Annotated in this window: 10 protein-coding genes; 3 read left to right on the top strand and 7 right to left on the bottom strand. The window is 62.0% G+C overall.

Annotated elements, in window-relative coordinates:
- Positions 1-84: 84 nt before the first annotated feature.
- From dxs to O0881_RS26225, 3 genes are read right to left on the bottom strand one after another with little or no spacing between them, the layout of a single operon-like run.
- Positions 85-1,956: a 1-deoxy-D-xylulose-5-phosphate synthase gene (dxs, locus tag O0881_RS26235; RefSeq protein WP_289900412.1), complete on the bottom strand. Its 1,872-nt coding sequence runs from the start codon at positions 1,954-1,956 to the stop codon at positions 85-87.
- Complete coding sequence (locus O0881_RS26230; protein ID WP_180278625.1) at positions 1,957-2,856, bottom strand: polyprenyl synthetase family protein; 900 nt, start codon at positions 2,854-2,856, stop codon at positions 1,957-1,959.
- 8 nt (positions 2,857-2,864) lie between these two features.
- Positions 2,865-3,116 (bottom strand): exodeoxyribonuclease VII small subunit, encoded by a 252-nt coding sequence (locus O0881_RS26225; RefSeq protein ID WP_251351026.1) that lies wholly within the window; start codon positions 3,114-3,116, stop codon positions 2,865-2,867.
- Positions 3,117-3,521: 405 nt separating this feature from the next.
- Here O0881_RS26225 and O0881_RS26220 point away from each other — a divergent pair, with 405 nt between their 5' ends.
- Genes O0881_RS26220 through O0881_RS26210 form a run of 3 tightly spaced genes read left to right on the top strand, consistent with a single transcriptional unit; the run spans position 3,522 to position 6,467 of the window.
- Positions 3,522-4,622, top strand: coding sequence for an aromatic ring-hydroxylating dioxygenase subunit alpha (locus O0881_RS26220; RefSeq protein WP_289913608.1), 1,101 nt, complete (start codon positions 3,522-3,524; stop codon positions 4,620-4,622).
- A 57-nt stretch (positions 4,623-4,679) separates the two neighbouring features.
- The gene (locus tag O0881_RS26215) at positions 4,680-5,603 is read left to right on the top strand and encodes a DMT family transporter (RefSeq protein ID WP_034784818.1); all 924 of its coding nucleotides are present in this window, start codon (positions 4,680-4,682) and stop codon (positions 5,601-5,603) included.
- Between the two features lie 12 nt (positions 5,604-5,615).
- Positions 5,616-6,467, top strand: a complete 852-nt coding sequence (locus O0881_RS26210; protein ID WP_289913685.1) for a sulfurtransferase — start codon at positions 5,616-5,618, stop codon at positions 6,465-6,467.
- A gap of 43 nt (positions 6,468-6,510) precedes the next feature.
- Here O0881_RS26210 and O0881_RS26205 read toward each other — a convergent pair whose 3' ends face one another.
- From O0881_RS26205 to polA, 4 genes are all read right to left on the bottom strand, one after another.
- Positions 6,511-8,220 carry an ATP-binding cassette domain-containing protein gene (locus O0881_RS26205; protein WP_289913607.1) on the bottom strand — a complete coding sequence of 570 codons (1,710 nt, stop codon included), beginning with the start codon at positions 8,218-8,220 and terminating at the stop codon, positions 6,511-6,513.
- Between the two features lie 276 nt (positions 8,221-8,496).
- A complete protein-coding gene (locus tag O0881_RS26200; RefSeq protein WP_099665490.1) occupies positions 8,497-9,255 on the bottom strand; it encodes a ZIP family metal transporter in 759 nt (252 codons plus the stop codon).
- Between the two features lie 246 nt (positions 9,256-9,501).
- Positions 9,502-10,386 carry a dienelactone hydrolase family protein gene (locus tag O0881_RS26195; RefSeq protein ID WP_099665491.1) on the bottom strand — a complete coding sequence of 295 codons (885 nt, stop codon included), beginning with the start codon at positions 10,384-10,386 and terminating at the stop codon, positions 9,502-9,504.
- Between the two features lie 28 nt (positions 10,387-10,414).
- Entirely contained in the window at positions 10,415-13,174 is a 2,760-nt protein-coding gene (gene polA, locus O0881_RS26190; protein ID WP_251351020.1) for a DNA polymerase I, read from the bottom strand.
- Positions 13,175-13,458 lie beyond the last annotated feature (284 nt).

The raw sequence follows: 13,458 nt of genomic DNA, 5'->3' as shown, positions 1-13,458 counted from the left end.
GAAAAATGTTGCAGTGCAGCGTAAAATCCCCGAGGGCGAAAAAAAAGCGACACCGCGGTGTCGCTTTTCCGTATGCACGCCAGCTTAGCTGACGGCTGCCAGGCGCGGCGGCTGCGTGCCGCCAAAGCGCTGTTCGATCGAGGCGGCGATGCCGCTGGCGTCCAGGCCGACGCTTTTCAGCAGCTGCACGGGGTCGCCATGGTCGATGAAGGTGTCGGGCAAGCCCAGCATCAGGATAGGCTTGACGATGCCCTCCGCCGCCAGCGCTTCGGCCACGGCCGAGCCGGCGCCGCCCATGATGCAGCCCTCTTCCACCGTCACCAGGTAATCGTGCTCGGCAGCCAACTGTTTCACCAGTGCCACGTCGAGCGGCTTGACGAAGCGCATATTGGCCACCGTCGCGTCGAGCTTCTCGCCCGCCGCCACGCTAGTCGCCACCATCGAGCCGAAGGCCAGGATGGCGATGCGCTGGCCCTGGCGCTTGATCTCGCCCTTGCCGATTTCGATGCTGGTCAGTTCCGGCACGATGGCCACGCCCGCGCCGGCGCCGCGCGGATAGCGGATGGCGGCCGGACCTGGGTAGTGGTAGCCCGTGGTCAGCATTTGGCGGCATTCGTTTTCATCCGACGCGGCCATGATGACCATGTTCGGGATGCAGCGCAGGAACGCCATGTCATAGTTGCCCGCGTGCGTGGCGCCGTCGGCGCCCACCAGGCCGGCGCGGTCCAGCGCGAACGTCACGTCCAGGTTTTGCAGGGCCACGTCGTGGATCAGCTGGTCGTAGGCGCGCTGCAGGAAGGTCGAATAGATGGCCACGACGGGTTTCAAGCCTTCGCAAGCCAGGCCCGCGCCGAACGTCACGGAATGCTGCTCGGCAATGCCGACGTCGAAGTAGCGGGTCGGAAACTTCTGTTCGAACTTGACCATGCCCGAGCCTTCGCGCATGGCCGGCGTGATGCCCACCAGGCGCTTGTCGTGCGCGGCCATGTCGCACAGCCAGTTGCCGAACACTTCCGTGTACGTCATCTTGGCGGGCGCCGTTGCCGGCTTGATGCCTTCGGCCGGGTTGAACTTGCCCGTGCCGTGGTACAGAATCGGTTCCGCTTCGGCCAGCTTGTAGCCCTGCCCCTTCTTGGTCACCACGTGCAGGAATTGCGGACCCTTCAATTGCTTGATATTTTGCAAGGTCGGGATCAGCGAATCGAGGTCGTGGCCGTCGATGGGGCCGATGTAATTGAAACCGAATTCCTCGAACATGGTGGCGGGCACGACCATGCCCTTGGCATGCTCTTCAAAGCGCTTCGCCAGTTCCAGCACGGGGCCGGGCAAGACGGACTTGCCGACGTTTTTCGCGGCCGCATAGAACTGGCCCGACATCAATCGCGCCAGGTGGCGGTTCAGCGCACCCACAGGCGGCGAGATCGACATGTCGTTGTCGTTCAAAATCACCAGCAGGTTGACGTCTTCCTGCACGCCCGCATTGTTCATCGCCTCGAAGGCCATGCCGGCCGTCATCGAACCGTCGCCGATCACGGCGATCGCGTGCAGCGGGTCGCCCTTGATCTTGGCAGCCTGCGCCATGCCCAGCGCGGCGGAAATGGACGTCGACGAGTGCGCCGTGCCGAAGGTGTCGTATTCGCTTTCGTCGCGCTTCGGGAAGCCGGAAATGCCATCTTTCTGGCGCAGGGTGTGCATGCGCTCGCGGCGGCCCGTGAGGATCTTGTGCGAATAGGTCTGGTGGCCCACGTCCCAGACGATGCGGTCGTGCGGCGTGTTGAAGACGTAATGCAGCGCGACGGTCAGCTCGACCGTGCCCAGGTTGGACGACAGGTGGCCGCCCGTCTTGGAAACGGAATCGAGCAGGAAGCTGCGCAATTCCTGGGCCAGCGGCACCAGTTGCGAGCGGGCCAGCTTGCGCACTTGCGCTGGTTCATTGATGGTTTCTAACAGTTTCATTTATGCCTTCCGCTGCACGACCAGGTCCGCCAGCTCGCGCAAACGGCGTGCCTTGTCCCCGAATGGCGCCAGCGCCGCATGGGCGTCGCACCGCAATTGTTCTGCCAGGGCTTTCGATGGTTCCAGCCCCAGTATCGATACGTAGGTGGGCTTGTTGGCGGCCGCATCCTTGCCTGCCGTCTTGCCCAGGGTGGCCGAATCGGCCGTTGCGTCGAGCACGTCGTCGACCACCTGGAACGCCAGGCCCACGGCGCGCGCATACGCGTTCAGCGCCGTCATGTCGTCCGCCGTCAAGTCCTTGCCGGCCAGCGCGCCGAGAATCACGGCCGCGCGCAGCAAGGCGCCCGTCTTGAGTTGATGCATCTGTTCCAGCTGCGGCAGGGTCAAGGCCAGGCCGACACTGTCGAGGTCGATCGCCTGGCCGCCGCACATGCCGGCAGAACCGGAGGCGTGCGCCAGCAGCTTGATCATGGCCATTTGCCGCGCGGGAGGAATCGCCGCGCCGTCAGCCAGCAGCATGAACGCCTGCGATTGCAGCGCGTCACCGACCAGCAGGGCCGTCGCCTCGTCGTAGGCGATGTGCACGGTGGGTTTGCCACGGCGCAAGGCATCGTCATCCATGCAGGGCATGTCGTCATGCACGAGCGAATACACGTGAATCATTTCCAGCGCGCAAGCAGCGCGCGCGAGGGTATCTTGATCGGCATCAAACAGTTCGCCAGCCGCCATCACCAGCAGCGGGCGCACGCGCTTGCCGCCGCCCAGCAGCGCATAGCGCATGGCAGCGTGCAGCTTGTGCGGCACGGCGTCCGCCGCCGGCAGGAACTGGTCGAGCCGGCCTTCCACGCCGGACTGGGTGCTTTGCATCCAATCGCCGAAGGTGACGCTGTCTTGTTGCATGCTGGCCATCATTGGGCGGCCTCGCCGGCATCCGTGAACGGTTTCAACATGTCGCCTTCGAGTACTTTCACCTGCGCTTCGACACTGTCGAGCTGGGTCGCGCAATACTTGACCAGTTCCGAGCCGCGCTGATACGCCGCGACCGATGCTTCCAGCGGCAACTGGCCCGCTTCCATTTGCGTTACCAGCTGCGCCAGTTCCGCCATTGCCTCTTCAAACGAGGCCGGCACTGCGGCAGCGGCAGTTAATTTCTTCGACATAGACTCAGATCTCTTCGTGGCACGAGGGGCTTGTAGGGAGACGCCGGGGATTCCCGGCCAGCATAGAAGCGTTATTTTAGAACAAACCACACTATTAAGTGAAAACTAAAGCGCAATCGACGCGCTCAAAGTCAATAGCGTTGCCAGCTTGTCAGTAGATTTTAGCCGAATCGCCCCTCTGCGCCGGAAATTGCGCGCCAAATGACAATGTTTCTCATTAAAAGCCTATTTGCCGGGGGGTTTTGATAATGCCGAGGCCGATCCGCGCTATAATCGCCGGTTCTGTCCGAAATACCGTTTCAACAAATTTGAATTCAGGTCTTTGCGGATTCTTTCTCTCTGTAGCGGTTGCCCAGGGAATGGCCTGGGGCACTGCTGACCGTTGTACATTTATGGGGGGTTGGGATGTCCGATCTGGCTACTCACGCCAAGCTGGCGCGCTCAAACGCGCAACTTCCGGTCCACGTCTATTTTGACGAAACGCTGTTGCAGCGTGAAATGCAGCAATTGTTCCAAGCCGGCCCGCGCTATGTCGGGCACGAGCTGATGGTGCCGGAAACCGGCGATTTTGCGACCCTGGCGTCTGAGAACGAAGGGCGCATGCTCGTGCGCAACGCCAATGGCATCGAAGTGCTGTCCAACGTGTGCCGCCACCGGCAGGCGCTGATGTTCAATGGCCGCGGCAATGCGAACCATATCGTCTGCCCGCTGCACCGCTGGACCTACGACCTCAAGGGTGAACTGATCGGCGCGCCGCATTTCCCCGAGACGCCGTGCCTGAACCTGTCGAAAACGCCGCTGCAAAGCTGGAATGGCTTGCTGTTCGAGCAAAATGGCTACAACGTGATGGAAAAATTGAAAGATTTGTCCGTCTCGAAAGACCTCGACTTTTCCGGCTACATGTTCGACCACGTGGAAATCCACGAGTGCGACTACAACTGGAAGACTTTCATCGAAGTCTATCTGGAAGACTATCACGTGGAACCGTTCCACCCGGGCCTGGGCAGCTTCGTCAGCTGCGACGACCTGCGCTGGGAATTCGGCAAGGATTACAGCGTGCAGACGGTGGGCGTGCACCGCGGCCTGCAGCAAGCCGGCTCGCCTGCCTACAAGAAATGGCAAGAGCAGGTGCTGCAATTCCGCGGCGGCGAAGTGCCGCCGTATGGCGCCATCTGGCTGACCCTGTATCCGAACATCATGGTCGAATGGTATCCGCACGTGCTGATCGTCTCGACCCTGTGGCCCGACGGCCCGCAAAAGACGCGCAACGTGGTGGAGTTCTATTACCCGGAAGAAATTGTGTTGTTCGAGCGCGACTTCGTCGAAGCGGAACGGGCTGCCTACATGGAAACCTGCGTCGAGGACGATGAAATCGCCCAGCGCATGGATGCGGGCCGCAAGGCCCTGATGGCGCGCGGCGTGAGCGAAGTGGGTCCTTACCAGTCGCCGATGGAAGATGGCATGCAGCATTTCCACGAGTGGTACCGCAACAATATCGAACTGTAATCCCTCAAGGGCCGCCTCGTGCGGCCTTTTTTTATCCCCGCGTTTTTCAGGAATCAGATGCAATCTCTTTGGATGCTGTTTGCAAGTTTCATGTTTGCCATCATGGGCGTGTGCGTCAAATTGGCGTCGGACATGTATTCGACGTCTGAAATCGTCATGTATCGCGGCATCATCGGCATGACCGTCATGAGCTGCACGATTTTGTACCAGGGCGGCAGTTTTAAAACCACGATGCCGGGCCAGCATCTGTGGCGCGGCGTGGTGGGCGTGATCGCCCTGTGGCTGTGGTTTTACGCCATCGCCATCCTGCCGCTGGCCACGGCCATGACGCTCAATTACATGGCGCCCATCTGGATCGCCGTGATCCTGCTGGCCGGCGGCTGGTGGAAGGCAACGCAGCAAGTCGAGTGGCCGCTGGTGGCGGCCATTGCGATGAGCTTTGTCGGCGTGACCCTGCTGCTGCAACCCGTATTCGAGACGGACCAGGCGGCCGGCGCCATCACGGCCTTGATTTCCGGCATGCTATCGGCCCTCGCCTACCTGCAGGTGCGCAAGTTGGGCTTGCTGGGCGAACCCGAATACCGGGTCGTGTTCTATTTCTCGGTCGTCAATTTCCTCGCCGGCGTGATCGGCCACGTGGCCAGCGCCGGCGGCGGCCCCGTCGTCTGGCATGCGCACACGAGCGGCTACGGCATCGGCTTGCTGGCCGCCATCGGCCTGTGCGCCACCATGGCGCAGATGGCCATGACGCGCGCCTATCGCCTGGGCAAGACCCTCGTGGTTGCGAATCTGCAATATACAGGCATCGTCTTTTCCAGCTTCTGGGGCGTGGTGATCTTTGGCGACCTGTTCGACTGGCATGGCTGGGCCGGCATCGGCATCATTCTCGCTTCCGGCATCGCGGCGACCTATTACAATACCCGCAACACGGCCCGTGGCGCGGCGATCGCGCGCACGGATCCCATCGCCAGCGAAGTGTAAGGAGTCATGACCTTGTATACGACCTTGATCAACAGCAATGATTTGTCCAGCCACGTGAATGACAGCAACTGGGTCATCCTCGATTGCCGCCACGACTTGCTCAACCCGACGGCCGGCAGCGACGCGTTTGCCGCCGGCCACATCCAGAACGCCCAGTTCGCCGATATCGACACGGCCCTGTCCGGCCCCAAGACGGCGCGCGGCGCGGCCTTCACGGGCCGCCATCCCTTGCCCGACCGCAATACGCTGCTGGCCACCCTGCGCGGCTGGGGCATCGATGACGACACGCAAGTGGTCGCCTATGACGGGCAAGGCGGCATGTTCGCCGCCCGTTTGTGGTGGCTGCTGCGCTGGGTCGGCCACCCGGCCGTGGCCGTACTCGACGGCGGCCTGGCCGCCTGGCAAGCACAGGGCTTGCCGCTGGTCACGCCCGTGGCGCCCCGCCCTGCCGGCAAGCTCACGGAAAAAGCCAGCCTGACGCGCACGGTCACCGTGCAAGACGTCATCGCCAACCTGGAAACCCGGGCCTTGACGGTCATCGACGCGCGCGCCCCTGACCGCTACCGGGGCGAAAATGAAACCATCGACCCCGTGGGCGGCCACATCCCCGGCGCGAAAAACCGTTTCTTCAAGGATAATTTACAAGCAGATGGCCGTTTCAAAGGCGCCGAGGAACTGCGGCGCGATTTCAGCGCATTGTTTGATGCACCGCAAGCGGCCATCCTGCAATGCGGCTCCGGCGTGACGGCTTGCCACAACTTGCTGGCCCTGGAAGTGGCCGGCTTGCCTGGCGCGGCCCTGTATCCGGGCTCGTGGAGCGAATGGTGCGCCGATCCGGCGCGGCCCGTGGCGACGGGTAACTAAAAAAAAGCGGACCTCGGTCCGCTTTTTTATGCGCTGTGGGTAACTACGACGTTATCCCCAGCGCTTGATTCAACTGCTCCAGTTCCGCCTGCCACGCCTGCTGGCTGGCCGGCTTCTGGTGGCGCGGTTTTCTCGCCAGGTCTTCCGCCAGCAATTGTTCCAGTTCGCACAAGCGTTCCAATTGCACGTCGACGTCGGTTTGCGCGGACGCCGGCGCTTGCCCATCCTCAAGACTCAGCCGTGCATACGCGCTGGCCGCGTCGGGCCACTCTTCCAGTCCGCCGTCGGCCACCACCCAGTAGCGGTTGCAGGCCGTCTCGATCAGGTCGCGGTCGTGCGACACCAGCAGGCAGCCCCCTTCGAAGCCCTGCAGCGCCAGCCCCAGCTCCGCCTTGCCCTGCATGTCCAGGTGGTTGCTGGGCTCGTCGAGCAGCAGCAAGTGATAACTGGCCAGCGACAGTCCCAGGAACAGCAGCCGCGCCCGCTCGCCGCCGCTCAGGGTGGCCACCGTCTGGCCATGGCGCGCATACGGAAAACCGGCCGTTATCAACGCCTGCTTGCGCGCCACCTGGCTGCGCGCAGCCTCGTTTTGCACGGCGAACGGGTACAGGGCGTCGGACAGGTCGGCCGTATCGGCCAGTTGCTTGAGCGACTGGTCGTAATAGCCGATGTTTGCCGCCTTGTGGTAGCGCAAGTCCGCACGTTCTTCCTGCGCCTGGATCGCTTGCCAGCACAGGCGCAGCAGCGACGACTTGCCGCTGCCGTTGGCGCCCAGCAAGGCGATACGGTCGCCCGGTTTCAGCCACAGCTGGCCGACGTGGAACAGCACGGGAGACGCGGGCACGGCGCGCACGTCCAGGCCATCGAGCGCCAGCAGCTGGTCGGCCGCCAGCGCCTTGCCGCGCAGACTCAAGCGCCACGGCGCGCCATCGCTGACGAACGATTGCTCATCCTTCAACTTGTCGATGCGCCGCTGCATGGTCTTGGCCTTGCGCGCCAGGTCTTCATTGTCATAGGTGCGGCCCCACAGGGCCAGGCGGGCGCTGCTGGCAGACAGGCGGTCGATTTCCTTCTGTTCGGCCGCATGCCGGGCGGCGGCGGCCACGTCCGCCTCGGCCAGCGCCGCCAGCGCGGGGCCGCACGGCAAGTCGAAATCGTAGAGCCGGCTGTCGCGCAAGATCCAGCTGCGCGTGGCCACGTTGTCGAGCAAGCGCTGGTCGTGCGAGACGAGGATGAAGGCGCCGCGCCAGGCCAGCAGGAATTGCTCCAGCCACAGCAGCGACGGCAAGTCCAGGTGATTGCTCGGCTCATCGAGCAGCAGCACGTTCGGTTCCTGCAGCAGGGCACGCCCCAGCAGCAGTCGCGTGTGCTGGCCGCCGGACAGGGAATGCACGGGCACTTGCGCCGTATCAACATCAAAGCCCAGTTCGGCCAGCAGGCTGTCGACCCGCCAATGCAGTTCCGGCTGCTCCAGCACGGGCGCCAGCAAGGCGTCGTACAGGCTCAGGCTGGCAAGTTCCGGCGGCAAGTGCTGCTCCACGTGCTGCAAGCGGCAGGCACGAGAATAGTGGATGGTGCCGGCAGTGGCTGCACGCGTGCCGCTGAGCAAGCCCAGCAAGGTGGATTTGCCGCAGCCATTGTGGCCGATCAGGCCGATGCGGTCGCCCTGGCGCAAGGTAAAGGAGAGTTCATTGAAGAGGAAACCGTCGTGGGTATCCAGTTGTAAAGCTTGTGTCGAGATCAGGGTAGTCATGGCTCTTGTCTTTGTTCGGGATGCAAGCATCCGCGTTAACAGGAGCGCTAACGACAACGGAGTACCAGGAAAGGACTCGTCTGGGAGGGTGACTTTGCTCTGGCCAGGTTATCGCAGCGCGATAGAACGTGGGCAAGAGCTGGCAAATGCGCTTAAAGAGCGTGCGCGCCATACGGCGAGCAACAAGTTTTCTTCCATGATATTTTCCTCCTTTCTGTGCAAGTTAGTCAGAAAGGCAATATAGCATAGGTAGCACTGCGCCGGCAGTGCCGGACATCAACCGCCGTGGCGCTTATGCGTCAAAAACAGCACGATGCACACGCCCAGCGCGATCAGCAGCACTTGCGGGATGGTTTCGCGCAAGGTGGCGCGGCGCTGCATCTGCGGCATCAGGTCGCTCAAGGCGATGTAGATGAAGCCGGACGAGGCAAACACGAGCACGTAAGGAATCAGGTTGCTGGCGCGGTCCAGGGTGAAATAGCCGAGCAAGCCGCCCGCCACCGCCATCAGGCTGCACAGCAGATTGAAGATGTAGGCGCGCAGGCGCGAGAAACCCGCGTTGAGCAGCACGATGAAGTCGCCGATTTCCTGCGGGATTTCATGCGCGATGATGGCCAGGCCCGTCACCAGACCCAGCTTCGGGTCGGCCAGGAAGGCGGCGGCGATCAAGATGCCGTCCGTAAAGTTGTGCATGCCGTCGCCCACCAAAATCATCCAGCCGGACTTGCCCGCTTCGTGCTTGTCGTGGCCGTGCGCGTGGTGGTGGCCGTCGCCTTCGTGGTGGTGCGAATGGCGCAAAATCGCGAATTTTTCCAGCATGAAAAAGGCCAGCAAGCCCGCCAGCAGGGTGGCGAACAGGCTGCGCGGGTCTGCCTGCGATTCGAACGCTTCGGGCAAGGCGTGCAGCAGGGACGTCGACAACATGATGCCGACGGACAAGCTGACCATGCGCTCGACCACTTTGGAGAGGAATGCAAACGAAAAGATCGCCGCCGCGGTAATGCTGAACACGCCCGCGATCGTGGTCGCGAGCAAAATGGATATAAGGACGGGATCGATGATTTTCTTACCTCAAAATGGCGCCGGGTCACTGGCGCCCGCGATGCTGGCGTCTGGCCTGATGAATGCGTTGTTATCTATTGTTTAATTTTTTGCGCGCCTGGCGGCAGCGTCGCGCGATGAAGATGCAATTGTACTGCATTGGCGCGCACCGGGCATTTTACAGCCCGGTGCGGCTTTCGCGTCAATTTCTGGGAAATGCGGTATTTTTCTGTTGCGGCATCACGCCACGCCGTGCTTTTTGAACCAGGCCAGGCAACGCGCATAACCGTCTTTTGCATCGGCCGCCACATAGCTGGGGCGGTAATCGGCGTTGAAGGCGTGGCCCGCATCGGGATACACGACAAACTCGGATTGGTTGCCGCCCTTGGCCAGCGCATCCTTCATCTTGCCGATCGATTCCTGACTGATGCCCGTATCCTTGCCGCCATACAAGCCCAGCACGGGGACTTTCAGGCTGGCGGCGATATCGATGGGGTTGCTCGGCTGCAAGGCAGTCGGTTCGCCGACGAGGCGGCCATACCAGGCCACGCCCGCCTTGACGGCCGGATTGTGCGCCGCGTACAGCCACGTGATGCGCCCGCCCCAGCAAAAGCCCGTGATGCCCAAACGGCTCGTGTCGCCGCCATTCTGTTTCGCCCATGCAACAACAGCATCGAGGTCCGCCATCACCTGCGCGTCCGGCGTCTTGGCGATGATGCCCTTCATTAAATCGGCAATGCTGGCCACCTTGGTGGCATCGCCCTGGCGCACGAACAGGTCGGGCGCCAGCGCCAGATAGCCCTGCTTGGCGAAGCGGCGCGCCATGTCGGCGATATGTTCATGCACGCCAAAGATTTCCGAAATGACCAATACCACGGGCAAACCCGTCTTGCCTTCCGGCTGGGCCGCATACACGGGCACGGCCTGGCCATCGACCATCACCGACATGCTTCCCGTGACGAGTCCGGCGGAATCCGTCTTGACGACGTTTTGCGCCGCCACGGGCAGCACGGCCACGGCAAAACCCGTGCCCAGCGCCACCTTCAGGAAACCACGCCGGCCGTCAGGCCCGGACAAGCTGCTCTGGCCCAGCAAACTTTCACAATCGGTGATCATGTCGCTCATGCGTTTCTCCTGAAAATGTTGCGTTTAATTAATGCGCTTCGTCCCAGTTTTTACCAATTCCCACCTCGGCCGTCAGCGGCACTTTCAGCGCGGCCACGCCCGCCATCAGTTCCGGCAGCTTGCGCTTGACCAGTTCCAGCTCGGCGTCCGGCACTTCCAGCACCAGTTCATCGTGCACCTGCATGATCATCTTCGTCTGCAAGTTGTCCGTTTCCAGCCAGCCTTGCACGGCGATCATGGCCAGCTTGATCAAGTCGGCGGCCGTGCCCTGCATGGGCGCGTTGATCGCCGCCCGTTCCGCGCCCTGGCGGCGGGGGCCGTTCGGCGAATTGATTTCCGGCAACCACAAACGGCGGCCGAACACGGTTTCCACGTAGCCGCGCGCCTTCGCTTGCTGGCGCGTGTCTTCCATGTACTGTTTCACGCCGGAAAAACGGGCGAAATAGCGGTCGATATAGCTTTGCGCGGCCGTGCGGTCCACGCCCAGGTTACCGGCCAGGCCGAATGCGCTCATGCCGTAGATCAAACCAAAGTTGATGACCTTGGCGTAGCGGCGCTGTTCGCTCTGCACTTCCGCGGCCGGCACGCCAAAGATTTCGGCGGCCGTGGCGCGGTGAATGTCAATGCCGTCGGCAAACGCGCGCAGCATGGCTTCATCGCCCGAGATGTGCGCCATGATGCGCAATTCGATCTGCGAATAGTCGGCCGAGACGATATGGCTGCCCGGCGGCGCAATAAACGCTTCGCGGATGCGCCGGCCTTCCGCGCTGCGGATGGGAATATTCTGCAAGTTAGGATCGTTCGACGCCAACCGTCCCGTCACGGCCACGGCTTGCGCATAGTTCGTGTGCACGCGCCCCGTCGTGACGTTGATCATCTTCGGCAATTTATCGGTATACGTCGACTTCAGCTTGGCCATGCCGCGGTATTCGAGCAGCACTTTGGGCAGCGGATAATCCTCGGCCAGCTTTTGCAGCACTTCCTCATCCGTCGACGGCGCGCCTGTCGGGGTTTTCTTGACCACCGGCAGTTTCAATTTTTCAAAGAAAATTTCGCCGATCTGCTTGGGCGAGCCCAGATTAAACGGCTGCTCGGCCAGTTCATACGCCTTCTTTTCCAGTTCGAGAATCTTGACGGCCAGCTCGGCCGACTGGATGTTGAGCAATTCATCGTCGATCAGCACGCCGTTGCGCTCGATCTTTTGCAAGACCACGGCCGTCGGCATCTCGATCTTTTCATAGATGAAGGTCAGCTTCTCATCATTCGCCACATTGCCCCACATGGCATTGTGCAAACGCAAGGTGACGTCCGCATCCTCGGCCGCGTATTTCGCCGCCTGCTCCACTTCCACCTGGTTGAACGTGATCTGCTTGGCGCCCTTGCCGCACACGTCCTCGAACGGGATGGTCGTGTAATTCAGATGGCGCAGGGCCAGGCTGTCCATGTCGTGCTTCTTGTGCGATTCGAACACATACGATTCGAGCAAGGTATCGTGGGCGATGCCGCGCAACGTCACGCCGTGGTTGGCGAAGATGTGGCTGTCATACTTGAGGTTCTGGCCCAGCTTGGGCTTGTTCGCATCTTCCAACCATGGACGCAGTTTCGCCAGCACGTGTTCGCGCGTCAACTGTTCCGGCGCGCCCGCGTAATCGTGGGCCAGCGGGATATAGCAGGCGGCGTGCTCTGCCACGGAGAGGGAAATGCCGACCATTTGCGCCGTCATCGGTTCCAGCGACGTGGTTTCCGTATCGACGGCCGTCAAAGCCGCCGCATCGATCAGGGCGATCCATTTGTCCAGCTGCTCGTCCGTCAGCACGGTTTCATACACGGCGTCCACGGCCGGAGCGGCATCGGCAAACATGTCGCCCGTCGTGTTGGCGGCAGCGCCGCCAGTTGCCGGTGCGCCAACGGGCGACATCGGCGGCGGCGTGGCGCCCAGTTCGCGCAGCAGGGCCTTGAAGCCGTAGCGCTGGAAGAAGGCCAGCAGCGCTTCCTTGTCTTCGTGTTTCGCCACCAGCGAGTCGGCGATGGTCGTCATGTGTTCGGACAAGTCGCAATCGGTCTTGACGGTGATCAAGGCGCGCGCCTGCGGCAGCCATGGCAGGGCCGTGCGCAGGTTTTCACCCACGGCGCCGCCCACCTTGGCCGCGTTTTCCATCACGCCTTCCAGGCTGTCGTACAAGGTCAGCCATTTGACGGCCGTCTTCGGGCCGCATTTCGATACGCCCGGCACGTTGTCGACCGTATCGCCGATCAGCGACAGATAATCGATGATGCGGTTGGGCGGCACGCCGAACTTGACCAGCACGGCCGCTTCATCGAGCTTTTCATTGCTCATGGTATTGATCAGGGTCACCTGGCTGTTGACCAGCTGCGCCAGGTCCTTGTCGCCCGTCGACACCACCACATCCATGCCGGCGGCGGCCGCCTGCACGGCCAGGGTGCCGATCACGTCGTCCGCTTCCACGCCGTCGACCATCAGGATAGGCCAACCCATGGCGCGCACGGCTTCGTGGATCGGTTCGATCTGCAGGCGCAGGTCGTCCGGCATCGAGGCGCGCGTGGCCTTGTATTCCGGATACATGTCATCGCGGAAAGTTTTGCCTTTGGCATCGAAAACGCAGGCGATATAGGCGGCCGGGTAGTCGGCGCGCAGGCGGCGCAGCATGTTGACCATGCCGTGCATGGCGCCCGTGGGATAGCCGTCCGGGCTGCGCAGGTCGGGCAGCGCATGGAAGGCACGATAGAGGTAACTGGAACCGTCGACTAACAGCAGGGTGTTTTGCATAATGCCAATAAAATAAGGTGAGCCGCGCCAGCCGGGAAGAAACATCGGCAGGCGGGCGGAATATCGCCCAATTATCGCAGAGTTTAGGGCCGCGCCACCGGCCGCAACACCTGCCGTTTCCGGCGTTTTTGCCACCCTGGCGGCCCCGTGCGGGCGCGCGGGCCGCCACTGCTGGCCATTTCGGCACATTAATCAGCCGTATTAAACAGCATTGCCTACCAGTTTGTTACAATGCCTTATAGATAAATTGACGGCATTACACTACTGCACGCGCTGCAGTCCCT

Source organism: Janthinobacterium sp. SUN100, from assembly GCF_030397705.1.
Lineage (GTDB): Bacteria > Pseudomonadota > Gammaproteobacteria > Burkholderiales > Burkholderiaceae_D > Janthinobacterium > Janthinobacterium kumbetense.
This window is presented reverse-complemented; position numbering and strand designations above follow the sequence as displayed.

What these genes read in the sequence shown, in the direction of transcription:
- O0881_RS26220 (WP_289913608.1), top strand. Translation starts at nt 3,522, where the DNA reads ATGTCCGATCTGGCTACTCACGCCAAGCTGGCGCGCTCAAACGCGCAA.
- polA (WP_251351020.1), bottom strand. Translation starts at nt 13,174, where the DNA reads ATGCAAAACACCCTGCTGTTAGTCGACGGTTCCAGTTACCTCTATCGT.
- O0881_RS26205 (WP_289913607.1), bottom strand. Translation starts at nt 8,220, where the DNA reads ATGACTACCCTGATCTCGACACAAGCTTTACAACTGGATACCCACGAC.
- O0881_RS26215 (WP_034784818.1), top strand. Translation starts at nt 4,680, where the DNA reads ATGCAATCTCTTTGGATGCTGTTTGCAAGTTTCATGTTTGCCATCATG.
- O0881_RS26225 (WP_251351026.1), bottom strand. Translation starts at nt 3,116, where the DNA reads ATGTCGAAGAAATTAACTGCCGCTGCCGCAGTGCCGGCCTCGTTTGAA.
- O0881_RS26195 (WP_099665491.1), bottom strand. Translation starts at nt 10,386, where the DNA reads ATGAGCGACATGATCACCGATTGTGAAAGTTTGCTGGGCCAGAGCAGC.
- dxs (WP_289900412.1), bottom strand. Translation starts at nt 1,956, where the DNA reads ATGAAACTGTTAGAAACCATCAATGAACCAGCGCAAGTGCGCAAGCTG.
- O0881_RS26230 (WP_180278625.1), bottom strand. Translation starts at nt 2,856, where the DNA reads ATGCAACAAGACAGCGTCACCTTCGGCGATTGGATGCAAAGCACCCAG.